Raw genomic sequence first — 24,929 nt, 5'->3', positions numbered from 1 at the left:
TCTTGAACCTCTAGTGGCTAGAGGAATTACATGCTCTGGGAAGCCGTAACAAGGGACATGAAACGATATGGCACACCAGCATTCCCACACCGGGCATGGTCACCCACATAGCCACATTGATCCAGACGCAGGTGACGCGCGCGTCGCCTGGGCGATTGGGGTGAACATGTTCCTGACAGTGGCTCAGGTCATAGGGGGCATCATTTCGGGCTCTCTGGCGCTGATTGCCGATGCGTTGCACAACTTTTCGGACGCCGTCGCGCTGATCATCGCGTTTTTCGCGCGCAAAATCGCCCGGCGTCCAGCCGACCCCCGTATGAGCTTTGGCTATGGCCGGGCCGAAGTCGTCGCCGCGTTGGTCAATTACACCACGTTGATCGTGTTGTCGGTCTATCTGTTCTACGAAGGCGTGATGCGGTTTTTTGAACCCGAGCCGATCAATGGCTGGATTGTGGTCTGGATTGCCGCGCTGGCATTGGTGGTCGATCTCGTAACCGCTGCGCTGACGTATACTATGGCCAAAGAAAGCATGAATATCCGGGCCGCATTCATTCACAATGTTGCTGACGCATTGGGATCAATCGCCGTGATTGTAGCGGGCTCTGCAGTGATCCTGTTCGGCTGGACGTGGGTGGACCCGGCGGTAACGATCCTGATCTCGGTCTATATCATGTGGCATGTCAAAGGTGAGATGGGCGAGACGATCCGCGTTCTGATGCTGGGCGCTCCGCCCGACCTGGAACCAGAGCAGGTTGCGGCGGCTATCGAAGAAACAGAAGGGGTGGCGGAAGTGCATCATGTTCATTTGTGGAGCATGCAGGAACGGCAGCCCGCGCTGACGGCTCATCTGGTCATCGATACGAACGCCTGGCCGAATGCCGAAGGGGTGCGGGACAGTGTCAGGCAAACCCTGCAAGATCGTTTTGGGGTGGGCCATGCGACGCTCGAGCTTGAACAGGCCGACCGCGCCTGCATCGGTTCGTCCCGATTTGGGCATCAGGAAAACTAGCTGTGCCTTAAAGAGAATTGCCGTTCCGATTTGGGGTCGGAACGGCAGACTCGTAACCAAACACTTATCGGATTTCGAGGGCGAGCCCTGGATCACCGGTTAACATACCACTCACTCTTGATTGGCAGTTTCATATTACTCGTTAACGGTGCCTTTGTATCTACCCGAGTTAAAAATTGATTAAAGACTATCCTAAATTCTGTGTTTTCGCGGTTAATTACTTTGCGCATAGGAAACAGAGCCAGCCTGTCGCCGGGATTGTTGTTTGCTTGAATGGAGCGCATCGATTCGCCGCGCAGTGATCGACAGATGGAATCAGGAAGCCACGGGGCCAAAAACGTCGACGAATGTCTTTTCCAGTGCTGTATCAAGGTCCGCCATTGTCACCGGCAGCCCCAGATCGACCAAGGAGGTCACACCGTATTCGCTGATCCCACAGGGGACGATGCCCGAGAAATGCTCCAGATTCGGTTCGACATTCACCGAGATACCGTGAAAACTGACCCATTTGCGCAGGCGTAGACCAATCGCGGCAATCTTGTCTTCCGCCGGTTTGCCGGTCACCGTCAACGGCTTGTCGTCACGCCGAACCCAGACCCCCACGCGACCGTCACGAATCTCACCTTGCACATTGAATTCTGCCAGCGCTGAGATCACCCAGGTCTCCAACTGCTTCACAAACCGGCGCACGTCGCGCCCGCGCTTGTTCAGATCCAACATGACATAGGCCACGCGCTGACCGGGTCCATGATAAGTGTATTCGCCGCCTCGCTTGCTTTCGTAAACCGGAAAGCGATCAGGGTCGGTTAGGTCCTCGATCCTGGCAGAGGTGCCCGCAGTATAAAGCGGTGGGTGTTCCAGCAACCAGACGCATTCTTCGGCGTCGCCGCCTGCGATTGCAGCGACGCGTGCCTCCATAAAGGCGACGGCGTCGTCATAGCTGATCAGACCATCTGTGATTTTCCATTCCATGCCGGCCTCATATCTGTCCAGATCGGTCAGGGAAAGGGGTCAGGCTGCCTCAGACAAGCACCGTTGCAACACCTGTGCATAGGTTTCAGAACCCTGCGCGCCGGTTAGCAGGTATTTTCCGCCAAAAACCATGGATGGAACGCCTGAAACGCCTCGGCTGGTCCAGAATTGCTGCTTTTCGCGAACCGGTGCTATGTGCTGGCCACTTTCAAGCGCTTGCCGCGCTGCTTCCGTGTCCAGCCCAGCGGATCGAACTGCCGCCAACAGCACGTCAATATCGGACACATCTTGTTGCTGTGTGAAAAACGCGTCAAACAGCGCCAGTTTCAAAGGATGCTGCCGACCTTGCCCTTCCGCCCAGTCCAGCAACTGATGCGCCGAGAACGTATTCACCATCCTGCTGTCTTCGTCGAAGTTGAAGGTAAAGCCGAGTTCAGCGCCGATCGAGGTAAGCCTGTCACGCGCTTCCTGGCTTTGCTCAGCGGTCGAGCCATACTTCTCCATGATATGTTCACGCAGGTTCTGGCCTTCGGGCGGCATGTTGGGGTTCAACTCGAACGGATGCCAGCGAAGCCGGGCAAGGACACCCTGTTGCTGCAGTGCTTCATCAAGCTGGCGAAACCCGACAATACACCAGGGGCACACAACGTCCGAGACGATATCGATCTGAACGATTGGGCGGGTATCGGGCGAGGTCATCTGCGGCTCCTGTCAGATCAATGGCGCGTCGTGCACTGGCAAAGATAAGGCTGCGGTGAAGGATTTTAAACCAGAGCGTTTTTTGCCTCTTCACATCGCGCACACCAACGTCTATACGCCGCTTTACCAAGTCATTGGCAGTGCGGTCGTGGCGGAATTGGTAGACGCGCAGCGTTGAGGTCGCTGTGGGGTAACTCCCGTGGAAGTTCGAGTCTTCTCGACCGCACCAGTATTTCATCCATAAAAATAAGTAAATTCGTAAAAATAGGGCCTTAGCCTTGCAAAACGTCACACAATACATCACACAAGTACGTGTGATGATTCCAGTTGGAGTGCTGAAATGGCATTGCCTAGGGTTGATGGGACTATCCAGCTTCGCGGGCGTTACCACGCCAAGATTCGAGTGCCTGAAGCCATCCGTAGGCACTGGGGCGGCAAAGTTGTTTACCAAAAAAGCCTGAAAACATCCGACCCCAAAATCGCTGAAAAGGAAGTTCGTGCGATCCGCGCGATCATGGATGCTCAGCAGGATCAGGCAAAAGCGGAAGAGGGCTGGCAGGCTTTGGCACGCCACCTGCCGCCCGACCAAAAGGCACTGCTGGACAAAGCAGGTGGATTGTCCGGGCTTCTGAAAGAGTTCGAGCAAAGCAAGAGGGCTTTGGCATTCTTGGAGGCTGGAAAACCCGCTGACGCGGGCACGTTCGACGTTGAAGGCGGTGAAGTCGATTATGTCAAAGGTGACAGTTTTGTTGTTCAAAAGACGGGTGCGCCGCCCTCAAAGGTGCTGATTGACGAGTTTACCGACCCAGAAGAGCTACAGATACAGCAAGCAGAACACCGCGCCGCGTCAGCGGCGATACGCGCCCAAACAAACGCGCGGGGGCGGGTGCTGCGCCAGATCGGTCAGGACGTAGATTTGATTGGCGATGTGTTCAGTTTGCGCGATTTGGTCGAAGATTGGGCACCGTCCGTTGATGCACATACGGCAGAAAACGGGCGAACATACGTTAGGCGTTTCACTGAACTGCATGGCGAGGTTGGATTGCAGGACATTACCGGTGCGCACCTGAGAGAGTTTACCGACGCGCTCAAAGGCCTTCCTAAAGTCCAGAGCGGTAAGCGTCGCGACATGGCTTTCCTGCAGCTTATCGCAGATGCCAAGAAGACCGGGGCAGATACCATCGGATATGCCACCCAGAAGAAATATTTCGACATGCTCAAAGGTCTCATGTCTCACGCCGTAGGGCGGCGCTTCGTTGAAACTGACCCATGGGCGGGCATGAAACTGGTTAAACCCAAGGTGAAGCACAGCGCCGAAAAGACCCGCCGTGCCTTCACAGGTGAGGAAGTCGGTAAGATACTGGAATTCGTTAAAGGATCGAACGCGGACCAATACGGAAGCACCACCGTAGACCGCTGGGCACCATGGATTGCTGCCTACCACGGTTTGAGGATTCAAGAAGCCTGTCAGCTTCGAACGAATGACTTCGAAGAAATCGGCGGCGTTTGGTCAATGAAAATCACCGATGAAGGCGAAGACCAAAAAACCAAAAATGCGGCGTCCGTTCGTTGGGTGCCTGTCCATCCCGCTCTGATCACAGCCGGATTGCGGGGGGTGGTTGAAGCCCGACCGGCTGACGCCTTCGCATTCAACCAATTTGGGCGGTACGCGAAGAAGCTTGAAGAAATGACGCCCGACACTCGTGGGCGCGTCAGCGCCGATTACGGCAAGCGCTTCTCGTATCTGCTGCGTTCGAAATTGGGGATTAAAGACAAAAAGGCGGTTTTTCACAGCTTCCGTCATCGCTTTCAAGATGCCTGCGACAACGCCAATATTTCGGACGCGCACCGTCGCTACCTGACGGGCCGTGCCAATAGGGATGCCGTTGAGGGCGGCTATGGGGACGGTGCTGGTATGCAGTACCTGTTTGATAGCTTGAAAAAGGTTGACCCACTTGGGCCCTGATTGAAGAGATACGCTTCAAGAAATACATGCAGCCCGTCGGAAAGGCGGGCTTTTTTGTTGAAAATAGCTTCGACAAAATGACCCGTTTTTGCGCAGTTTCTTGGCCGACCGGTTAAAGTATGGTAGTGAGTTCTCATACCCGGTCAGCATAGGTGATGCTGACCTTACGCCAGAGGCGTTTCATCCAAAACAAGAGGTTTGCAGATGCTGACAACAAGTCAGGTCGGCGAAGCGTTGGGCATTTCGTACTACGCCGCTCGTCGTATTCTAATCCAGCCTTATCCCCTGCCGTATGCATTGGCTCCGCCCAGCGCTACAGGAGGTAGGAGAGAGAGGCTTTACTCAATCAATGTTGTGCTGCCACGCGTCAAAGACGCTGGATTTAGCGATACTTTTTACATCCGACAACTTTTTAGAACAGGGGGTTATAAATGGGAACCGACCGACTGAACCACATCGAAAATCTGGAGCGGGGCTTGACTATGCCTCAATCCAAGAAGTTGGAAGAAATCCGGCACAATATGGCTCTTGCCTTGGCGCGTGAATATGGGAACCGGCTGGCACCTATGTTGGCGGACAAGATAACCGCAGAGGTTATCTTGCGCCCTGAGGTGCTCGCTCGGCTTGAGGGGGCCTCAGTCGTAGAAGTCCCTGTGACGCACGAGGGGTGGGCTGTCTGGGCACGTGACGCGGTCAACGGCTGCGAGCTATCACAGCGTTGTCTGGCATCCTCGGATGACCAATTGCGGCAGCGTCTTACGGACGAAGTAGTCGCTGGCATTCCGCCCGAACGCAGGATGAGTATGGCTCGTGCCGGTACGCTTGACGAGTACGTCGGGGAGCAAGTGGAGACCCGTTTCGAGCAGGCACTAGCGGCTGGCTACGGCCACGGCTCCATTTAACACCACTTCTGAAACAGCCGGGGCAGCGCCCCGGTTGAAACATCAAACTACAAGAAAAAAGAGAACTAAATGTACGATCCGGAACTGATAGATGAACTAGCAGAAACGCTAAGGGACGAAGTAGGCAGGTCACGGGGGCGTGGTCTCCGCATCCCTCTGTTGTGGCTGGCGAATGCCCTGAATGGGGACGGCGCGCTAGCACGGCTCGTATTGCGCAAGGCAGGATTTACCCCCGAGCCGACGACTTGGAGCACGGGGCGAGGTAAAGCGAACCTCGGCGATTTTTCCTACCCCGACGCCCTTGCTGACCGTCTGCGGTTGGCGATGGCCGACTACGCCTGACCTGAATTGTTACAAGCTGAAATATACCGTTACGCTGAAAATGGGCTTGAAGCGGAATTTTGCACTTGAGCATGAGGTGGAAACTCCGCTTCAAGCCCACTTTATCAATAACATCAATAACTTATTATAAATTCACGTTGTGGATCACCACACCACAGCGTAGTTTTTCGCTGGGTGTCGAAGCGCCGCGAGGAGTTAAATGGAAAAGGAGATGGAACTTTGGAAAAGCAAATTGTGAAGCTGACGCACGACATCAAGGAAGTTGGCGAAAAGGAACGTTCTTTGGAACGCGACGAGCAGCTACGCGCGATGTGCGCTGAGTTGATTTGCCATCTTGGCGTGTGTGACGGGGTGGTCGCTTGATGGACGCCAGAAACGACATTGTTGTTGAAGCTGCTCGGACCGCCCTCGTTGCTCTGAACTGGGATGGTCATGACCCAAGGCCCATAGGTGGATTGGTTTTGGTGTTGTCCGACGAACTGAACCATGCGGGTCATTCATACGGGGATGTGGCGATCATGTTGGAGAAAATCGGAGCGTTCTTGAAGGACTTCGAAGCGGGGCGCGTGTGATGGCTGATGTGTTGTCATCATTTTCCTGAACCAATGACGCAGTGGCGCGCGCGACCGGCAATCCGATTTCCCGAGAAATCTACGCAGAATGTCAGCATGTCGCCGACCCCGATACACGGTTTTCACTGATGTGCAACGCGGCGGCGGCTGAGCACGATTGGTAAATGCTGATTGAGAACCAGATCGACGCCTATCTCGAGGCATGTTCGCTGCCGGATGGGGACGAAGAAGACGAAGGGCCGGTGGTGTCACGCACCCGCCGGGTGAGGCGCGGGGCGCGTTAACAGCATAAACTTCGGTGGGCGCGAGAGCGCCCAGCCAAACAGAAGAAGGGAAAGAGAAACTGACTAAAGGAGAAAGAACAAATGGCAGAGACCAAGAGCACAGACGTCACGATTATCGGCAACGCCCGCATGTCTAACGGCGCGCGCAAGGTGCTAAGTGAACTGACGGAAAAGCAATGCGAGGCGATCAAGAAGTGTGAGCCTCTAACGTACTCCGCGACGTTGGAAAATAAATGGAAGGCGACACCTCAGACCGTTGACCTTGCCGTTATGTTGGCAGGGTTGATCAAGAGTGGTGAAGGCGAAGTTGCAATCCGCAACTTCATGACGACGATGAAGGCCCATTGGCCTGCATTGGACTTGAGATACCTTAAGGATATCAGGCGCGCGGTAGACACTATCCTCGACGCTGACAAGCGGTCAGCAGCAAAGGGTGATGACACGAATGTAGTAGATGAGGATGACTTTCAGGCACACTGCAACTACGCTCTGACCACTATTGAACGCGAGAACCGTTGGACGCCGACCATATTCCAGCGCGACGGGAAGTGGGTCGAAATCCAGAGATCGGGTGAGGATCAAACGGCAACTATTGTTCCTCTTGATCGTGATACTTTCTCAGCGCGGCTGAACGTTGCAACGTTCTGGCGCAAGCGTGTTGGTGACGGTACATCCTTTCGGTATGTAAGCGCTCCAAAGGACGTCGTGAACCAGATTTACGCGCACCCTGAAAAGCCGGTCCCTGAGTTGCGCGCAGTTATCAGCGCGCCCATGTTTACCGCAGACGGCGAGTTGGTAATTACGCCTGGCTATCACAAGTCGGGGTACTTTTACGCCCCTCCTGCCGAATTGAGTGTTGCTCGCCCACCGCGTCGGATTACGGAAGAGCACCTTGCGGAAGCAAAGGATACTCTCGTGGACATTCTTTGTGATTTTGAGATGGACGGCGTTAGCCGTGCCGAATTGGAAAATGCTGTCTTGCGTATGGGTGTGGGAACAAAGTGGGGAAGTGGTGAAGGGGTGACCGCAGTCCCGCCGTCTTTCTTGTCTGCCGTTGGTTTTATGTTGGAGCAGATCGTGCGTCCAATGATCGATGGTCCTGTAATGCCGTTGCTCATTTCCAAGACTGCTAGACGCGCTGGGGGTGGCTTGTTGGCGACCGTAATGCAGACTGTCGTTCGCGGCTCTGCTGGCATGCGCCCGCTTGCTCGGAATGAAGATGAACGGCGCAAGGCCATTCTGGCAGCTCTCAAGTCAGGTTCGAGCGTGATTGCATGGGATAACCTGCCTACCGGACGAACCATCGATTCTCCAACGCTGGCGACACTTTTTACTGAGGGCGTCTATGTAGACCGAGAACTGGGAAACAGCATTGAACGCAGTATTCCAGTTCGAGCTTCTTTTGTGATGGTTGGCAACCGTCCCCCGTTCAGCGACGAATTGGTGCAGCGGCTAACGTTGTTGGAACTGTTGCCGCAAACCGCATCGCCTGAGTCTCGTTCGGGCTGGAAGCACGATGACCTGACGACCTACGTTCGCAGCAATCGTGGGCGCATCCTTAGCGCCTTGTTGGTATTGGTTAAGCATTGGCTGGACAAGGGTCAGCCGGAGCCAAAGCACCCACCTGTGATCGGGCGATTTGAGCGTTATCGTCATGTAATTGGTGGCATCCTTGAAACGGCTTCTTCCAATTGGACGAGTTGGCAGAGCAACCGTGCCAAGCTGGTGAAGGTCGCCAAGGACAGTGAAGAGGATGGATGGTCCGAGCTTTTTGAGAAGTGGGCTAGTGAACGTGGCACTGGGTATGCCGGTCGGATCGAAGCACGTGAACTTGCAGAGCTTGCACAGGATTACGAAATTCCGTTGGATGTCGCACGCGTCCGCGATGGCGGGCAGTTTGAATACAACCCTCGCTCGCTCGGCAAGGCTCTGCCGGGTATGCAGGAGCGTATTTTTGATCTGAGTACATTCGGTAACGTAGCTCTTTTGCAGTCGGAAAAGCGTGGAAAGGGGGGCTTTCCTTGGTATCTCAAGCCTGTCGAAGCGCGCGGAGTAACGAAGGCCGATGAACCTGCGCAGGTGGAGACCGCAAAGCCGCTGACGCGGCCAGTGGAAGAGGCGGTTAATGTGCCTCCTCTTTCACGGACCGAGCGAAGGCGAATGACCGCACAGGAGCGCGCAGATTGGTCCAGCTTGACCTCGGAGGAAAGAAGCGCGCGAACCTTGGAAATTCGAGCGAGGGCCGACAAGGCTGCTTAGTAGGAACCAACTTACCTTTACGTTGAGGGCCGCGTTAGCGGCCTTTTGCGTTTTTGCGAAAACGTGTCTTGTTGGCGAGGGGCGTCAGCCCCCTTAAACGGTTCAAATACGGTGCATAAACGGTCCAAATACGGTCGGAAAACATCAATGTTTACAGTGTATTATCTGGAATACCGTTTTTACCGTATTTGTTTTCCATACCAAACTTCATACCAAGTCGTCTTTATTTATCAAATATGCAATTCCGTAGGGGCGTCTCGGCCTCGAAACTCGTGCTAAATACGGTTTTTTGGTTTAAGTCACTGAAAACGCTAAAATTTCGGACCGTTTTCCGCGACCGTATTTGGACCGTTTATGCTTTAAAACTAGTTCGAAGGGAATAGAATAGGGAATTGACCCTGAAGATATGCCGCCAACAACGTAGCCGCTACCGCCGAAGTAACCGCGATCAACCACGATATGGCACTGGCAGCAAATACACCTTTTGCTTTCGGCACTAAGAAAATAGCTGCGTGTGGGAGAAAGCGCATGTGCAACCAGTTGACGCAATACATGATAAGCAAAACACCAATCATGAGAATTGCTCTATCTCTCAAGGTCGCCAAACTTGGTAAATAGACTAAGGCACCTACAAACAAAACTTGGTTGATGCCGAAATTTAGCTTCCTGAATTTCGTCGCGTTAGTTCTTTCCAATGGTCTTGTGTAGCGTTTCAGCTTTTCGACCATCCCAAGCACCCAAGCTTCATCGGCACCTTGAACCATGACCATGTTTACTTGCGGTCCGAATTCCACTGTAGCGACTCGGTTTACGCCGTTGGTCTCGGGTTGCTGTACGTAGAGTTTCACGAGGTCAGCTTTCTCAGCCGCCAAGTTGGCTGATTTGAAGTCGCTGAGCAGGCGCGTTTGCTCTGTTCCAGAAGCGATGGTTACAACTACTTCAGATGTCGTGAAATCGCCCTGCATTGCCTCAGCTAGATCGATAATCTGCTGCTTATCCAAGGCAACGGCTTCAAAGTTGTGCCGCGCAGTGTAGATTTGGCTAGGTTCAGTAGCATCAGTTTTCTCAGCGCTTTCCATGCTTTCGTGAGGGAAAAGGACAAAAGTTCCGCTAGACCCAATATCAGTATGCCACTCGCCCCTTAGCTGGCCCTTTGAGTTTAGTACTGCAGAGGCTGTCAGTTTGCCGAGTTCTGTGCCTTCGGTCTCTCTTTGTGGATGCCCGCTCATCTCTAGTTTGAAACCGTCAAACGACCCACCAACGCCGTAAACAGTCAACCCATAGTCTGGGTCATTCAGGTGCAATGTACCAGAAAGCGATCCGTCATCACCTTCGAGTTTTAGAAACAGGTTACCTGTATTCGTACCGTATGCTCTTCCGGCCCAGAGTTTGCCTAGTGCCAAATTTCACCTCTTAGAAATATATTGGTTATTTATTGGTTGGGGCATCGGAGTTCAGTTGCGACAGACCTTGGACAATCGAAACCAATGCGGCGGCTGTCGCAGCGTCTGAGGTTTCAATCGCTTCGATTAACCTGTTCGTGGCCTCGGTTTGGCTCTCACGAAGATCTTCTAGCTCGCTGCGTAGTTCAGAGACTGACTGCTGCAGGACCGCAGTGTCAGGGTCCTGCATAACGTACGTGCCTAGAAACTGTGCGCCCAGAATGAGGATGGGAACAAGCACAGCCATCCATACTGCTTGACGTCCAACGCTAATCGCCTTGTCGGCTGATTCATCGTTTTTCTCTGCTGCAGCCTCAAATTTTTGTAAGAACGCAGCAGCAGCTTCTTGCAGCCCGGTAGCAATCGTCGCGGATTCTTTTGCGACAATCTGAAACTGGCTAAATTGTCGCTCGATTCTTTCAAGCCGCTCGTTTGTCTCGACAATAGGGTTCTTTAGGTCGGGGACACGAAGACCACGAAATGTTTCGGTCCTATCCACGTGCGATTTCGCCAATTTGTCAATTGCTTCATGTTGCCTTGCAAAATTGTTGGCAAGCTCCGCTAGTTTCTCGTTTCCCCCTGCGGAGTTTTGATAGGCCTCGAGTTGTTTACGGACACTCTTCATGACCGGGCTTTCGGTGAAACGTTTCATTGCCTCATTCGCGGATGAGACACCGTTTAGCATTTCGGTATATTTGTTGCTGCCTGAGAACTGCTCAATTATTTCTGCGTGCTTCAAATGCGCTGCATCACCCTGCTTCGCAATATGCTCTAGGGCTTCTTGGGTTGCAGGCTTTAGACCAGTTATTTCTTCGCCAATTTTGACCTCTGGGAGGTTTTTGCCCGAGTAATCAATGTCAGCCACATCGATACCTCGATTTTTGTTGCCGCTGCTTTTCTCTGAGCTGTCTACCATATACTAAAAGTGCCCCATTTTTCCTTCAATGCACACTATATAGTGCCGTCGCGCAGATATTCTACCCTGCGTCAAGTTAATGACAATTCTCAAAGCAGTGTAAGATGGTCAATCAGCCGCCGCCTACGCCACAAGTAGCAACGATTTAGGTCATAACTATTTACTTAAAGTAAATCGACTCAATGCGACCAACTGCGGAAGCAGGCTAATACCTTTACCTCCTTAAATATCTGAATTGACTCGCGAATCACATTTCAACGGTGTTACAACTTGCCTAGGGTCCCTTGGGCCAGATGTAAATTGGAGAAACTGCCGTGAAGATCGTCGCATATATCCGAGTATCGACCGATAAGCAGGGAAGCAGTGGTCTAGGGCTGGAAGCTCAGCAAGTAGCTATCGCTGCCTACGCCAAGGCCGCTAACGCGGAGATGGTGGCGGAATTCCAAGAAGTAGAGTCTGGCAGGAACAACGCACGTCCAGAGCTAGTGAAGGCACTAAAGATGGCGCGCGTCATGGGGGCAAAACTGGTAATTGCCAAGCTGGATCGACTAAGCCGAAATGCGGCGTTTCTCCTTAAATTGCAGGAGTCAGGCGTCGATTTCGTGTGCTGCGACATGCCGGACGCAAACGCACTTACCGTTGGGATCATGAGCGTGATTGCCCAAGCAGAATCCCGAATGATTGGCGATAGGACGCGTGCAGCTATGCAGGCTGCAAAGGCTCGTGGGCAGAAGTTCGGTAACCCGAACGGGGCTGCCGCTTTGCGTCGTGCAGGCAAGGGCAACGGCGCAGCCTGCGCCGCACAAAGGGACAACGCTAACGCGCGCGCCCACGATCTAGCAGAAGTGCTGGAAGACCTCGAAACAGTTGGATTCAGCACATTGCGGGAGCAAGCGGACGAGTTGAACAAACGTGGCATTAAGACCGCTCGCGGAGGGCAATGGCACCCCAACACGGTCGCGCGTTTGCGTCAGCGATTGGCTCTGGCATCTTAATAGCACCAAGGCACAGCGCATGGCCGCGTTAGCGGCTTGAAAATATCTACTTTGCTTCAGTTATGAGCAGCCTATAATCATCATAACATGTTGAAAAAAAATATAAAATGGGACCCGTTGGGGGTATGCCAGTGGGGGTGGGTAAGGGCGGTAGATGCCTCCTGTCGAGACCAGAGCAACTCGCGATTTAAAGTTGTAAACCATTTAGTTGCAGTGGTTGTACATCATCCCTCAGATTTTTTGAACCGGGGGACCCAAAGCCCAAATATATTGAGCAAAATTGCACTATATTGGGTTTTCGTTAGATTCAAAAATTTGGCAAAAAAGTTGCATTGGCGTCCACCCATTTGGGCTTGAAGCTCAGTTTCGGTTTGCACTCGGCTGCAAACCGATACGGCGTTTGTTCTATCTATGCCGCACACTTGATCTCTTTCGAAGCGCGGTAACGAGAGACTCCTGCAAGGCGCTTTTCTGCGTGTGTGCAGTATTTCTCCTCAAGCTCTACCAGACTTTGGCCCTCAATTCGTATTGCCGTCCTGCGGCCTGTCGCTAGGAGACATTCACTGTAGGTGCACGATTAGATTGGCAGCGAATTCACTTTGTTAGACATTTTAAGTATTTGCGCTGCTTCGTGACTACCGTAGTTCAATCGGATCACCATTGAGCGGTAACATATACCACGCGTTTGGTTTTCGGCTTTCTAGGAAACCTGCGCCCCGCGTTTCGATCAACTCGCCGGGAACAAGTACCAACAGGCCAATGTCGCTTGCACCGAAAACGATACCCGGTTGGTCGAGTTTCTCGGAAATTATCCTTGGTACTTGGCGTTTCGCTTGTCGTTCCGCCGCGATTCCCGCGGCATACGCAAAACCTGAAATCAAAGTGGCGAGCAAAAGCAAGCGGACGGACAAGTAGTTCTCAATTTCCGTGTTTACGCTTTCGTCTGCCGCCCCGGTCAGCTTTCGAAGCAAAACCCGGTCACTAGTTTCCAAGAGAATCGATCCAAATACAATCCATCCGCCTGCAATCATGAAACTTTCAAGCGAAAAGTGGAGAATTCTCGCCCAAAACACCCAAGCTGCAAGCAGAAGAACGACCTTTAGTGGGGCTGTCGCGATCTTGATAGCGACCTCATCCATTTTCTCAGCCCAGAGCTTCAACATCTCATTCTTGAGCGGGGCTAGAACACTACCGACTAAAGCGATCATTACAGAAATTAGGATCAGAATCACCTTCGCTGTTATCAGCGAGAAAGCCACACCAAATCCTGCTTCAAGTCCAATCGCTAGAAATAAATCTCGCCCAAACACCAGATATGCTTCGCGAGGTATGTCGCTGGTGTAACCAACAACAAACAGAGACGACAGACCTATCAATGCTAAAAGGAAAACGCCTATAGCCAAAAGGTAAGACTTCTCTCTCTCAGCTTGCTCTTTGACCTCAGACAAACTTAATCCATTCAACTAGCTTTGCCTTTAAAGCATGACACTTAGTGATTGAGTACACCAGCCCACACCCGCTGCTTAGTGTACGATACGCGGTAGACAGCTCTACGCCCCGTGTACTGTAGTGAAGTGTCCTCTTTGGACTGCGCCGACAAAGACAGGGGCGAGCGCTAATCTGCCGCTGACCGTGCGCTGGTTATCTTGTTTTTCAGGGCCACGCGCTCAGCTTCTTGTTGCTCCGAGTAGTCAGCGACTTGCAGCAACTCCAAAGCATCCAAATTGGATGTGTTCCGAGGGCTCAGCAGCAAAGCGCCCCCAATTAGTTCGTTGTTTCCGCGAACCCCGCTAATAAAACAATAGCTTGAGACCAATTCCTCCGGCTTACGTGGGGTGCCGAAACGGTCTGCCCCAAAAGCTGGGCTGACATGCTGAGTGCGAAACTTTGCCACAACCTGCTCACCTGCTGCAATCTGGACGGGTCCATCGGGGTTGAACGTAACCAAAAACATTCCAACGGTCTCCTTCCACCGGTACATTTCCATCTTTCCGTCCTGGAGGGCTTTGTCGCGATGCACCTTGGGATTAGTTGGTAGATACAGACCGCATTGTACCGACGTGACTACCGCACTTTTGTCAGTATTGTTGGAGACAGCGAACGTACTTTGTTCCATACCCAACTCAACAACAGCAGCGTTTAACTTGAAGTTGTTTCCAGATAGGTATTGTTGCACCGTTTCCACTGCGACGCGCCCCTGACCCCAGAATGAACTCAATAGAGCCAAAGCCGCGACAACCAAAGCCAATAGCTGACTCCAAGCAGGCAAGAAACGTCGCCAATCCTGATAATTCCCGCACTTTGCACACTTTGATGCCGGATAAGGAATGACGCTGTGGCAATCTATGCAATTCTTGGTTTTGTTATCTGGCTGCATTAATTCTCTTTCTAATCAGGCATCATAATCAATGCGCGATTGGAGTACTACCAACGGCAGTTCGCGCACTAAAGCAGGCTTTGCAAAGTCAAAGAGCAAACCTTAGAGAAAATCGATATCATCTGTGTCGAGCCACGAAGGAACGACAATTCCTTTGGTCGCTGGATGGGTCGAAAATGCCATTCGCATGTTTTGAAGGCTATTCAATACTGCACCAAGCAAACGGCGTCGCTCGCTGTGAAACTCCAAATCAAATCTGTCTTTGCTAAATTCATGTGCAGGCTTTTGACGCAACCTCCGTACCTCACGCAATGGACCGATGATCGTCTCTTTGACTCCTTCTTCGCTGCTCCAATTCAATGCCATGAGCAACCATTCTTCTAGGAGGCGAATAGAACCCTTTCGTTTGACTTCAAACCTTCCCTCTTCTTTCGGAATCTCCTCGTGCAATGCGACTTTTTCTTTGAAGAAATTCACATTGATCCTGTCTGAAAGAAGTTTGTCGAGCGCCATAACGAAGGCCTCGAAGTTGGCACTGGTTGGTCGAAGAAAGCCTGTAATTCCTATTGGAACGTCCTTCTCTTCAAAGTCTCGAAAAAGCTGTTGTCCATATATCGCTTGGATCATCTTGTTTATCAGGTTGATTTCCTGAATAATCGCGTGCCGCGCTGACCTGTTTTGCCAGAAAGTTCCACCAAAACTTGCATCGTAGTAGGGACGTGTCATCCTTGCGTCTTCGACTGAAAGGTAGCTGTTCCAAAACTGCTGGTGTTCGGGTGAGAGGTTCGCAAGGTATCGCAAAAATACGATCAAATACGGTTGCCTATCTTCTCCGAAACCCAAACCGAACGTTTGTAGGGATACCTTGTCTCGATCTGGAAAACCCATCTGGCGGTAGGTTTCGTCACCTATAGACATAGTTCCCATGTAGTCTTCGAAGTACACCCGATATCTGGGATCATTGATGTAACGCTCCAGAGCCGCCATTTCGAATGATCGAAAAGAAAGTTGCGGTTCTGCGAGCAGCAAAGCTCTTGAGAACGGTCTGCTGTCCCACTTAGAAAGGTCGCAGTTTTTTGCCACTTCTTCCGAAGATGGATACACGCAAAACGAACTAGGCTCTTCTGTCTTGACGCACTCTAGCTGATTTTCAATTGGAAGGTTCGGAACTCGTTTGATGTGAATGTTGACTTCGTATTTCGAAAACACGCAGTCAACCTTCCGACTTGCAATCAATTCGGACAAAGTACCACGCAATTCTTCCTGATCTGATACCAGCTTTAACAGCGCGTTGGCGCGTAACCCGTTGAATTGATCTCGTTCAGCGGTCGATAGGAAGAACTCTAGGACCGCAGCCAGTATCTGCTCTGTTGATGCCATATGCATTACGCTAAAGCTCGATCTTTGAGGTTTCAACCAACCTTGCTGCGAGCCAAGCGCCTGCAATCTAATCAAAGGTGTCTTTCGATAGTCCGAGCCAAGGTCCGCACTAGGGCCTACCTGTCGAATGCGACCGCAGCAGTCTGCTCGCACGGCAATGACCGTTCTGGGAAGTGCTAGCGGCCTATTGCGCTGGCAACATTCCAATTCAACAGTAGTGTCCGGTAAGGGCTCGAACCGGTCATTCGATACATAATAGATGGCAGCCACAGACAGGCATTCTTACACTCACGTTCTTAACTATTAATGCACCGACGAAGGCTGCGAGTAGCTTCTGCCAAAGCCGAGTATTAATAACCGCTGACTCGAGGGCTGCATCTCAACGGGCAATTCAGAAATTCCACTAAGCAAGAAACCAACATGAATTACGGATCAAAGACTGCACCACCGCACCCGGAGAGACTCTACAAGCCTCTGATTGACGAAATCCGCAGGCGGCGGGGTTTGGATGAAGATGGAAGGCCAATAAATCGCAGTGCCAAAGAAGAGCAAAGGGAAGAAAAATAACTTAGGTGAACGTCACACAAGAGTGAACGTTTAGCTGTGTGATGAATCGAAAATAGTCTTTATTTATAAATAGTTACGAAAAAAGTCTGAGTATCGAGTCTTCTCGACCGCACCAGTAAAAACAATGACTTAAGCGATGTTTCTCGCGAGTATGGTATGATTTCACCGTCTGAAGGTAACTGCGGAGTAACTATCTCGCGCTTACTTCTTTAATGGTCTAGGGTCAGGACTCGTTTTTGTTTCATAGCTCGAATATGACAGTGGAAGCGGGAGCGATGGCAGAGAAAAACACCTTTGGGCACCTGTCATATCGGATCGCCACACGCCGCCAATCCTTGAGCCTGCCGAACATAATCTCGATCCGATTGCGCTGCTTGTAGCGGCGCTTATCATATTTGACGTTGGCCTTGCGTTGCCTCCGGCCCGGAATACAGGCGCGTACCCCCTTGTCTTTCAAGGCTTCTCTGAACCAATCAGCATCATAGCCTCGGTCTCCGAGTAGCCAATCCCACTCAACACACGCCGGTCATCAAAACGTGGCTTGCCTTGAGATGTGGGGAAATAGGGTTTCAAACGAGCTATTTGCGCATCGTTCAGGCAAATAAATCAGACATGTCACCACTCGGTTTTCGAACGATGAATCACGCCGCCAGGCGGAAATCAATAGGTTCTGAGCCTAGGCAAATCGGTTCATGGGGCGAATGGCTCCGCTCCTTCAAGGTATATAGAGCCCTTGTCCTTGATCTCATCCAGCCTGTCGATGCCGAACTCTAAGTAAGCAGAAAGACAATCAAGTTTTCTTAGGATAGGTGTCACATTCTCATCCATTCGCACCAACCGTCCTGAAACATAGAACTTATAGCTCACTTGCCCCAATATTTCCATTAAACGATCTTTTGGTACGACGGCATAAATCTCCGGAAATTTCTCTTCTATGACTCTTGGGTCAATAGTTTGGGAGCCGGATTGTGTACAATACTCATTGACAAACTCATCACTTGCATCACACCTCGAGAAGGTCTGTTTCTCTTCGTTCGAAAAGAAACCTTCAAGTTTTTCAAATTCATCAGGATCAATAAATAACCAAAGTCGATAATATGTAAAACTCAATAGTTACCTCGCGTTAAATGGTACTACTGTTACATTGTAACCAAGGTGCCTCCACGCCTCAACTGCGCGTTGAAAGTTCTTTTTTGATACCTGGATGTTCCCGTCACCAAATCGCCCTGAGCCTCCATTTATCACGACATGGTTCTTTCCAACAAACCACACTTCTCCGCCAATCGAGGCGCGCCGGCTCAAGTTTGTATGTTTTATTTCCTTACTTCTGCCTATTGGGGTTTTTTCCAGCGCAATATTGATCCCTCTCCTGTCTATTGTCCAAAGATACTTGCCCGTCTCACCTCTGCCATTTGAAAGCTTTACGTCTTTAAAGGGGCCGGACTTTCGCGATTGTCGCCCGTCAACTTTTGATAGCGGAATTCGCTGGTCTGCCCTTGGTTTGATTGCAGGGGGCAGATAAGGACCGACACTTCCAAAATCAAATGACGCCGATTGAGATTTGCTTGCACGTAGCTTGACTACAGCTTGATTTTTGGCGATTGGACGGCTGCTTTTTCTAACGTCATGAGTTAACTTTGCGGTTGATGAGCGACTAACTGCGACACTAACCGCAGGGCTTACAGTTGTACTTTGAGCTTTTGGGATAGGTTGCGACACTGACGGTTTGCGCTGTCCAGCGAGTGGCTTTCTGAGCGTTTTGTCAGGCTTTACGGGCTTCGCGGGCGGTTTTGCAACGCGTTTGAACTCTTGTTTCGGCCTCTTGCTCTTGGCGAAGACCACCGGCGGTTCGGCCAGATCTTTCGCCACATGCGAATCAAACGCAGGAACAACGTCAGACGAGCTGACCTTGAGGGCAGCGTCTCCGGACGTGACGAACCCACATAAAAATGAAACAATTACAATAAGTTTGCAGATTTTCATTGTACGGCCCACCCAATACTGGACGCGAACAAGGGTAACGGCTTAGCCTTGTTCTGTGAACCTTTCTGAGAGGGGAGGTCCGCCGGACGCGTAAAAGCGGCGATGATAATGACAACCGCCGCTAACGACGAGGTGGGGTTGTTATGCGATTTTATTGTGATTTTAAACCATCAATTTTCGCCACTGTCTCAGCAACGATGATGTTGCTGGCATCGAATTTGGCGGAGGCGCAGGAATACGAAGACGTTCATCAATGTGATGATTACGCGGCGCATCCGAATGATCCGAACCGTTGGGCGGCGGGCGTGTCAGATGAAGAAATCATCCCAGGCCCGGCCGTGAAATTCTGCCGCGAGGCCGTCGAAGAACACCCGGATACCCCGCGCTTTGCCTTTCAACTCGGAAGAGCACTGTGGGCGGCCAACCGTATGGAAGAAGGTACAGACGTTTTTGTCGGTCTTGAGGAAGAATTCGAGTACGGGCCGGTTTATGCTTATCTGGCAGACGCCTACATGTATGGTCTCGGCGGAATTGAAGAAGACGAGGACCTCGCGGTAGCCCTTTACCAGATCGCTGCAGAAGATGGATTTTCTCCAGCCGCAGATGTGCTGGCGGCGCTCATAGCGCCAGATGGGCCTGGCAATGTAGAAGTTGCTGAAAGTGGTAGTGCAGAAAAGGCAATATCAATCGAACAGCCGCTAGAGCGTGTCGTGGCTGAGCAGCCGCAACCGGTTCAGCAGGAAGTCCCGTTCAATCCAGGCCAGTACAATCAGCCCAAAATCGTGAAAGCGCTTTATTCCGGTGACTTCTCGTCAATGGAGGTACAGGGCGTTGGCAAAACGAACTATGCCGGACTTTCCAACACGTACCTGTATATCGCCACATTTCACAAGGAATTCGGCGGTACAGTAAATTTCAAGGATCAGACCTGCGTTGCGTTGTACGATCCGTCTGTCACTAAAAAGCTGGAATCCCGTGTGCTGAAGCTTATGAGCGGCGGTAGCGGCGGCGGTCTTCAAGGCAGTTTGGATCGGGGAGCCGAGCAAGGTTTCAAGATGATGGCTGATCTTCTGACTGATCTTCATCAGGGCGGCGTGGGTTCGTGGATGGAAACGCAACACAACCTATCTGCACTCGCGGATAGTGGCGGCATCGACGGGGCTCGTCTGATTTCTCTTCACGGATGTCAAAGCGAAGTGGCCAAGCGTATTTACGCCAATATTCGTGCCTATGCATTCGGGCGCGAAGGGATTCCTTCGCCCGAAGAAGCCGCACGCCGCGAACGGCAAAAAGCGCAAGAGCAGGAGCAGGCCGAAATAGCGCGCCAGCTCGCTTTGCGCTCGGACGCAAAGGCCAGTTGCGTCGCACAATGGAAAAAAGACGCGCTTTGCGGCTGCATGATCAGTGCGCTCGATCAGCAGGGTATTTCAGAAGGTGAGTGGAAGACCGTCTCCGGCGATTTCAAGGCGGTCATATCGCTGGCGCGGGGTTATGACGGCTTGTCCGAGAAGCTACGCGCTTGCCGAACTTAGAAAGTCTGTTTGTGATGTTTATTAAGATTTTCAGTGTCTCAATGATACGATCGATGTCGCTCTTGGCCTGCGCCCAGATATTTCTACCGTTTTCGGCGCTCGCTCAACCGAGTTTTGACTGCGGGAAAGCGACGACAGCGACCGAGCACACCATCTGTTCATCAGGGGTTTTGGCTCAGTTGGATGTGGCTCTTTCGCAAGCCTATTCCAATGTTCAAGTCCGCTTAGACCAGGCGGGCAAACAGTCGTTGCTGGCCACCCAGAGAGTATGGCTAGTTCAGCGTGACGCGTGCGGTGCAAATACTGCCTGTTTACAGGCAGTTATGCAGCAACGGATCAACGATTTGAATGTCATGTCAGGACGGGTCCAGCCGATACGACCCTCGCAACAAGCTCAGTCTGCACCTCAAACACAACCGGCTCAAATTCCGCTCTTCAACTTCAACGCCTCTGGTGGCGACACGGCAGACATACCGACAAACGGTGTGCCGAACGGTGTCTGGAGTGCGCAGTTCTCTTGCCGGATCCAAGGCAATAAACCGAAACTCTACGCGGCACGACTTCTTACAATGGATGCACATGGCCCACGTGCTTTCTTTCAGTTAGCACCGATGGAGCAGACATCAAAGCCGCAACCCACATTTGCTATAATGCGAGGTGGGGCGGCAGACGGATCAAATGCCATACACTACGAGTATGAATTTAAGCGATTGATCCGGGGAACCTCGAAGTTTTTTATCAAGCCGGTTTCCTCGAACTTAATGTCGGTTAATTTTGGCAAATGCACGGATATTCAGTTCCAACGCGATCAGGTTTTTTTGCCCAATCCTGCGTTTGAAGGAAGCTGGACCGGTCGAATCGAAGCGTGCCAGTCAGGTGAGTCAGAAGCTGAACTGACTCTGGTAACTGCCCATGAGGGCAACCTGTTTATGGATATTGAGTTTCAGCAGTTCCCGCATGGTTCGTCAGGGCAGGCGTATTCCGGCCGAACATTTTTGTATGGCAACTGGGATGCGGCTAGTCAGCAATATAGTTTCGCAGCTCTTCGCACCTTCGGGCAAACGCGTGATGGCGGACGTACACAGGTCAACTGGCAACTCCCTGGCTTCACACTCAAATATGACCCGTCAACCGATTCTCTCACGGGTAGAACGCAGCGATGCTCGTATGCCGCTTTTCAGAGGCCGGGTGCAGAAGTATCCGAACAAGATAGCATAGCCTCGCTAATGACCGGACTGGACGGGCTTTGGGAAGGCCAAGCAATATGCAAAGACGGTGACACCTCGATCGCCCTGAATATCGAACGTGTGCAATCCGACAGAATTGGCGGAAGGTTGGATATTTTTGGTCCTCAAGCGATAATGCGCGGAGTAGTTTCGGTTGGTGTCTTGGCGCGCCCCACCGTGGAAACCGGAAAGTACCAGGGCGTCATAGAGAACGCTCGATTCACCGGTGTCGGTAACAGAATGCCAGAGTCGTTCGAATTGGCGGTTGGTGACGATGCTGGCACATTGCAGCTATCAATCGCCGACACCGGATGTGGTGATATCGAGTTGAGCCGTGTTACGGTCACTTCGCCAACTCGAATTCCGACCGCCACAGCCGGAAATGGCGGCGTTTTTTTTGCCCAACAGCGCCCGCAGGACAGATGCGAAGCCGCGCTGGAGTTGCCGCGCAAGTTTGAGCGGGAATTTCCCGACCTGTCGATGGTAAACACGGTCACAGACGTGATCTACCCAAAGCTCGTGCTGTTGTTTGCCGACGATGATTTTGTACCTGTCTTCGGCCAGCCTTTCGATGCGATGCCGCAAGATCAGCGCCGCAACATCAGGACCGAAATGGCAAGGGTGTGCGGCAACGACCCGTTCTATCGTGACGACTACTACAAGTTCTCAACGCTGGATCGCGGATTAATGGGTACAATGGAGCGACCTTTGACCAGTTTTGGTTTGCCTGCGATTTTTAATGCTATTCAGCAGATCAGGCAAACGCGGCATCAACTCGGAGAAAAAGTTGAGACTGCAATCAAGGCACCGACTGTGGCAGAGGCCGCGCCGCTGGTGCGGGGCGTTTCCACGTTCATGAAAAATAACCGCGACCAGCTTTGGCCAAGCGAGGTCGACGAGACCGAACGTTTGCTCTCTGACCATCTGGTTTCGTTGTCTTTAATAGATATGGAAACCGCGCTTGAGGACGTTGACCGACTGAATGATCCCGCCGCAAAATTGGCAGCCCTGACCGACATGGCCGAAGGAAAACAGGAATATCAGCGGTATCTTGACGACCGCCGAAAGGCAGACCTCAAGGCCCGCGTGGAGGAGGAACAATCACAATTCGCTACGTCTCTGCTTTCCGCTGCGTTTGCCGAATTGGAAGAGCTTCCCAGTGAGGTATCCGCGTTGACTGCGTTTGAAGAGCTGGCTGCCGAAATTCAGAAAACGACGGCTCTTTTGACTGAGCGCGTTGCCGCGCCGTTCGAGGAAACGATCGCCCAAAAACGGCAGTTCATTCTTGATGCCTTGCTTTCCAGGCAACTGTCTTCCTTGAATGCGCTACCATCTGGGCCAGATGGCTTGAGTGCCAGCCTCGATTGGCTTGAAGAATTCAAACGCCTGTTCGGGCCATATCAGGAACAAATTGCTTTTGATTCCGCGATGAAGAAGTTTTCAGACAAGCGCTCAAAAATTCTGGAAGGGGCACTGCCGCAATTCGAGCAGGAGGTCGCGAACGCTGCTGCATCCGGCGGCGCGGGCAGAGTGGATCAGATCACATCGGAATATCTTGCGTGGGAAGGTGACGAAACCTTTCCTGTCTGGCTCGACTACCAGTTTATCGCGGAGTCCTACAAATGAAACGGGAAAAGAGAGACTTTAAAGACCACATCACCTGCGCCGCACAGAACAGAGTTCAATAAGGCCCTATTGAGGGTTGATGCTAAGATCGTCAGGACTCCTGCACATTTCCGCCAAGGATTCCTTGGTTTCCTCAACACATTCCGCGCTCGTCTAACAGATCGTGTTGTCCGCGGTTGTCATGATTAGTGCACCGGAATCACGTACAGTCGCGGGCGCACGGGCAAATGAGTACTTGCTCGTATCAAAATTAGCCTCCGGCACCTCGTCGCGTGCTATGTACCAGTAGTGCGCAGCGTGATTTGAACTTTGCTTGAACGCTGCGTGCCGAATTTCGACGACATCAGCGGCTGTTGCAGCACTCCCTGCGAACGTCAGAACGGCGGCACTTGCATGCCTTGTGAACATGGCTTCGGTACTCCTTAAATTCTGAACGTTTTTGAAGCCTAATGCAGCCACTGGTCGTCTGGTGATCCTGCCAGCGACGTTCAAACCCGAAACCAAGTAGCAACGCACTACCTGTCAACCACGAAGGACGTGACCTGGCAGGTCAGCGCCTTTTTTCGTTCGCATGCCGGACGTGAAGATCTTGCCGAAGGTTCCGCTCACCTTTCGTAGAAACTAACCGAACACGCCCCGTTCTGGATTACTGCCATCGGGTCGTTACCGGTCGGTTCATTCGGCGGTGCGTCTCCCCTGTAGTGCAGCACAGCCAGATGGCCGTCACTCAACACGCGAAAACCCACATAAGTCACCGGATCAACGCCGCAATCCTTGAACGCTTCACCTTCTGGATTGACGAGCCTGAAGACGCTCCCCCCTTTACGCACCGGATCAAGCTCAGCCTTCATTCCTTCCGCATAGGTCAGCCGGTCGGTTTGAATGGTCAATGCACCCCAAAAAAATGCAGCCTTGCTGAAGGGTTGCCATGTGCCGGTAAAACTGTCCTCGGCCCGCAGTTGAACAGGCAATAGGACGGCTATTAGAGCCACGAATGCAATTCCCTTCGCCATCGGTCAAAATACCTTCTACAAATACCCCGACAATGTAGCATAAATTCTGTTGCACTGCGCCAAGTCTCCCCCCTTATTTAATCCGCAAGATGTGTGTTGTACTTCAACACTATCTAAGCAAGGGATCCCGCTGCGCGTTCCCGTTGCATCCCTTCGGCGGTGGCTCGTCCAGGGTATTGAACCCATTCCAGAGCCAGTAGACCGTATCGCCGGTCAAACACTCGCTGGAGACTTCGCTCTCCCTGCACCCATCGATCAAAGGGCGTTCCTGCCCGTATAAGATCCTGACGAACCCTGCGTGGATTGGATGCCGCCAATCAACCTGTTTGTTCGCAATCTGCCGCGCCTCTCCGTGGATATCGACTTGATGTATCTGCCCATGCACGCAAGGCCAGAAGGCTTGCCGGAATTGATGCGGCAATGAAACGGATCGAGGCCACCATACTCACCGAAACCCAAGGATCGCGAACAACGCAGAGCGCAAGCGCAGGCACTATCTTGAGTTTGGTGGTTTCGGCAGAACACACGCAGGCCAAGATTAAAGTTTCACACGTTCTACGTGATGTTGTCAAAGAACCAAGCGCCCAACCCGTGACGGAGGCCGCCGAAGACGCTTTCAGGTATCCTCGCTTCCCGAAAGCCCCGCGTTTCAGAACAAGCGTCACCGCGTAAAGTTAATCCTCGCGACGGATGGGGAAACTCCCGAAGCCGAGGACCTGAACTCTGGTGAAACCGCTAACTGCTCTTATAAGGAGTTCCCCGATAAGTTCGGGTTTTTTCTCCCGCTGGCGGGCATCACCGCCGTTCAGCAAATTGGTGAGAACACCTCCGGTGTCAGGGCCACCTCGCGTTTCAACAAGCTCTAGG

19 protein-coding genes, 1 tRNA gene and 2 pseudogenes are annotated in these 24,929 nt (G+C 52.1%); 11 read left to right on the top strand and 11 right to left on the bottom strand.

Annotation, left to right across the window (positions count from 1 at the left end; translation table 11 throughout):
* The first annotated feature begins 67 nt into the window (after positions 1–67).
* The gene (locus tag ACR0K5_RS01400) at positions 68–1,009 is read left to right on the top strand and encodes a cation diffusion facilitator family transporter (protein ID WP_480627951.1); all 942 of its coding nucleotides are present in this window, start codon (positions 68–70) and stop codon (positions 1,007–1,009) included.
* A 315-nt stretch (positions 1,010–1,324) separates the two neighbouring features.
* On the opposite strand, the gene lipB is transcribed toward ACR0K5_RS01400, so the two are convergent.
* Positions 1,325–1,981 carry a lipoyl(octanoyl) transferase LipB gene (gene lipB, locus ACR0K5_RS01395; protein ID WP_480627950.1) on the bottom strand — a complete coding sequence of 219 codons (657 nt, stop codon included), beginning with the start codon at positions 1,979–1,981 and terminating at the stop codon, positions 1,325–1,327.
* Positions 1,982–2,020: 39 nt separating this feature from the next.
* The gene (locus ACR0K5_RS01390) at positions 2,021–2,680 is read right to left on the bottom strand and encodes a DsbA family oxidoreductase (protein ID WP_480627949.1); all 660 of its coding nucleotides are present in this window, start codon (positions 2,678–2,680) and stop codon (positions 2,021–2,023) included.
* Between the two features lie 142 nt (positions 2,681–2,822).
* Between ACR0K5_RS01390 and ACR0K5_RS01385 the strand changes: the two genes are divergently transcribed.
* The 6 genes from ACR0K5_RS01385 to ACR0K5_RS01360 all read left to right on the top strand — a co-directional run bounded on the left by ACR0K5_RS01385 (position 2,823) and on the right by ACR0K5_RS01360 (position 9,005).
* Positions 2,823–2,909, top strand: a tRNA-Leu gene (locus ACR0K5_RS01385).
* Between the two features lie 111 nt (positions 2,910–3,020).
* Positions 3,021–4,646 (top strand): DUF6538 domain-containing protein, encoded by a 1,626-nt coding sequence (locus ACR0K5_RS01380; RefSeq protein WP_480627948.1) that lies wholly within the window; start codon positions 3,021–3,023, stop codon positions 4,644–4,646.
* Between the two features lie 431 nt (positions 4,647–5,077).
* Positions 5,078–5,548 (top strand): hypothetical protein, encoded by a 471-nt coding sequence (locus ACR0K5_RS01375; protein ID WP_480627947.1) that lies wholly within the window; start codon positions 5,078–5,080, stop codon positions 5,546–5,548.
* A 561-nt stretch (positions 5,549–6,109) separates the two neighbouring features.
* Positions 6,110–6,253, top strand: a complete 144-nt coding sequence (locus tag ACR0K5_RS01370) for a hypothetical protein (protein WP_480627946.1) — start codon at positions 6,110–6,112, stop codon at positions 6,251–6,253.
* Positions 6,253–6,462: a hypothetical protein gene (locus ACR0K5_RS01365; RefSeq protein ID WP_480627945.1), complete on the top strand. Its 210-nt coding sequence runs from the start codon at positions 6,253–6,255 to the stop codon at positions 6,460–6,462. Before ACR0K5_RS01370 ends, ACR0K5_RS01365 begins: the two co-directional genes overlap by 1 nt.
* A gap of 365 nt (positions 6,463–6,827) precedes the next feature.
* The gene (locus ACR0K5_RS01360; protein WP_480627944.1) at positions 6,828–9,005 is read left to right on the top strand and encodes a hypothetical protein; all 2,178 of its coding nucleotides are present in this window, start codon (positions 6,828–6,830) and stop codon (positions 9,003–9,005) included.
* 365 nt (positions 9,006–9,370) lie between these two features.
* Here ACR0K5_RS01360 and ACR0K5_RS01355 read toward each other — a convergent pair whose 3' ends face one another.
* Positions 9,371–10,408 (bottom strand): hypothetical protein, encoded by a 1,038-nt coding sequence (locus ACR0K5_RS01355; protein ID WP_480627943.1) that lies wholly within the window; start codon positions 10,406–10,408, stop codon positions 9,371–9,373.
* Positions 10,409–10,433: 25 nt separating this feature from the next.
* The gene (locus ACR0K5_RS01350; protein ID WP_480627942.1) at positions 10,434–11,363 is read right to left on the bottom strand and encodes a hypothetical protein; all 930 of its coding nucleotides are present in this window, start codon (positions 11,361–11,363) and stop codon (positions 10,434–10,436) included.
* A gap of 314 nt (positions 11,364–11,677) precedes the next feature.
* Between ACR0K5_RS01350 and ACR0K5_RS01345 the strand changes: the two genes are divergently transcribed.
* Positions 11,678–12,358 carry a recombinase family protein gene (locus tag ACR0K5_RS01345; RefSeq protein WP_480627941.1) on the top strand — a complete coding sequence of 227 codons (681 nt, stop codon included), beginning with the start codon at positions 11,678–11,680 and terminating at the stop codon, positions 12,356–12,358.
* A 635-nt stretch (positions 12,359–12,993) separates the two neighbouring features.
* On the opposite strand, the gene ACR0K5_RS01340 is transcribed toward ACR0K5_RS01345, so the two are convergent.
* The 6 genes and pseudogenes from ACR0K5_RS01340 to ACR0K5_RS01315 all read right to left on the bottom strand — a co-directional run bounded on the left by ACR0K5_RS01340 (position 12,994) and on the right by ACR0K5_RS01315 (position 18,665).
* Complete coding sequence (locus ACR0K5_RS01340) at positions 12,994–13,806, bottom strand: hypothetical protein (protein ID WP_480627940.1); 813 nt, start codon at positions 13,804–13,806, stop codon at positions 12,994–12,996.
* 167 nt (positions 13,807–13,973) lie between these two features.
* Positions 13,974–14,735, bottom strand: coding sequence for a hypothetical protein (locus tag ACR0K5_RS01335; RefSeq protein ID WP_480627939.1), 762 nt, complete (start codon positions 14,733–14,735; stop codon positions 13,974–13,976).
* 102 nt (positions 14,736–14,837) lie between these two features.
* Positions 14,838–16,181, bottom strand: a complete 1,344-nt coding sequence (locus ACR0K5_RS01330; protein WP_480627938.1) for a hypothetical protein — start codon at positions 16,179–16,181, stop codon at positions 14,838–14,840.
* 742 nt (positions 16,182–16,923) lie between these two features.
* Positions 16,924–17,190: pseudogene (locus tag ACR0K5_RS01325) on the bottom strand (transposase); the annotation flags it as partial.
* 182 nt (positions 17,191–17,372) lie between these two features.
* Positions 17,373–17,792: a hypothetical protein gene (locus ACR0K5_RS01320; protein ID WP_480627937.1), complete on the bottom strand. Its 420-nt coding sequence runs from the start codon at positions 17,790–17,792 to the stop codon at positions 17,373–17,375.
* 3 nt (positions 17,793–17,795) lie between these two features.
* Complete coding sequence (locus tag ACR0K5_RS01315) at positions 17,796–18,665, bottom strand: hypothetical protein (RefSeq protein ID WP_480627936.1); 870 nt, start codon at positions 18,663–18,665, stop codon at positions 17,796–17,798.
* A gap of 197 nt (positions 18,666–18,862) precedes the next feature.
* On the opposite strand from ACR0K5_RS01315, the gene ACR0K5_RS01310 reads away from it, so the two are divergent.
* Together ACR0K5_RS01310 and ACR0K5_RS01305 are read left to right on the top strand one after the other, a co-directional pair.
* Positions 18,863–20,197: a hypothetical protein gene (locus ACR0K5_RS01310; RefSeq protein WP_480627935.1), complete on the top strand. Its 1,335-nt coding sequence runs from the start codon at positions 18,863–18,865 to the stop codon at positions 20,195–20,197.
* A gap of 53 nt (positions 20,198–20,250) precedes the next feature.
* A complete protein-coding gene (locus ACR0K5_RS01305) occupies positions 20,251–23,049 on the top strand; it encodes a lysozyme inhibitor LprI family protein (RefSeq protein ID WP_480627934.1) in 2,799 nt (932 codons plus the stop codon).
* Between the two features lie 605 nt (positions 23,050–23,654).
* Here ACR0K5_RS01305 and ACR0K5_RS01300 read toward each other — a convergent pair.
* Complete coding sequence (locus tag ACR0K5_RS01300) at positions 23,655–24,062, bottom strand: hypothetical protein (protein ID WP_480627933.1); 408 nt, start codon at positions 24,060–24,062, stop codon at positions 23,655–23,657.
* 653 nt (positions 24,063–24,715) lie between these two features.
* On the opposite strand from ACR0K5_RS01300, the pseudogene ACR0K5_RS01295 reads away from it, so the two are divergent.
* Positions 24,716–24,928 (top strand): annotated as a pseudogene (locus ACR0K5_RS01295) (type IIL restriction-modification enzyme MmeI); the annotation flags it as partial.
* Position 24,929: the final 1 nt, after the last annotated feature.

Source organism: Ruegeria sp. AB9, assembly GCF_056542585.1.
Note: the sequence above shows the minus strand (reverse complement) of the source record. Positions and strands in the feature narration are given on the sequence as shown.

Excerpts from the sequence above, each read along its gene's own strand:
- ACR0K5_RS01400 (WP_480627951.1), top strand. The coding sequence starts at position 68 with ATGGCACACCAGCATTCCCACACCGGGCATGGTCACCCACATAGCCAC.
- lipB (WP_480627950.1), bottom strand. The coding sequence starts at position 1,981 with ATGGAATGGAAAATCACAGATGGTCTGATCAGCTATGACGACGCCGTC.
- ACR0K5_RS01390 (WP_480627949.1), bottom strand. The coding sequence starts at position 2,680 with ATGACCTCGCCCGATACCCGCCCAATCGTTCAGATCGATATCGTCTCG.
- ACR0K5_RS01380 (WP_480627948.1), top strand. The coding sequence starts at position 3,021 with ATGGCATTGCCTAGGGTTGATGGGACTATCCAGCTTCGCGGGCGTTAC.
- ACR0K5_RS01375 (WP_480627947.1), top strand. The coding sequence starts at position 5,078 with ATGGGAACCGACCGACTGAACCACATCGAAAATCTGGAGCGGGGCTTG.
- ACR0K5_RS01365 (WP_480627945.1), top strand. The coding sequence starts at position 6,253 with ATGGACGCCAGAAACGACATTGTTGTTGAAGCTGCTCGGACCGCCCTC.
- ACR0K5_RS01360 (WP_480627944.1), top strand. The coding sequence starts at position 6,828 with ATGGCAGAGACCAAGAGCACAGACGTCACGATTATCGGCAACGCCCGC.
- ACR0K5_RS01350 (WP_480627942.1), bottom strand. The coding sequence starts at position 11,363 with ATGGTAGACAGCTCAGAGAAAAGCAGCGGCAACAAAAATCGAGGTATC.
- ACR0K5_RS01335 (WP_480627939.1), bottom strand. The coding sequence starts at position 14,735 with ATGCAGCCAGATAACAAAACCAAGAATTGCATAGATTGCCACAGCGTC.
- ACR0K5_RS01315 (WP_480627936.1), bottom strand. The coding sequence starts at position 18,665 with ATGAAAATCTGCAAACTTATTGTAATTGTTTCATTTTTATGTGGGTTC.
- ACR0K5_RS01310 (WP_480627935.1), top strand. The coding sequence starts at position 18,863 with ATGATGTTGCTGGCATCGAATTTGGCGGAGGCGCAGGAATACGAAGAC.
- ACR0K5_RS01305 (WP_480627934.1), top strand. The coding sequence starts at position 20,251 with ATGTCGCTCTTGGCCTGCGCCCAGATATTTCTACCGTTTTCGGCGCTC.
- ACR0K5_RS01300 (WP_480627933.1), bottom strand. The coding sequence starts at position 24,062 with ATGGCGAAGGGAATTGCATTCGTGGCTCTAATAGCCGTCCTATTGCCT.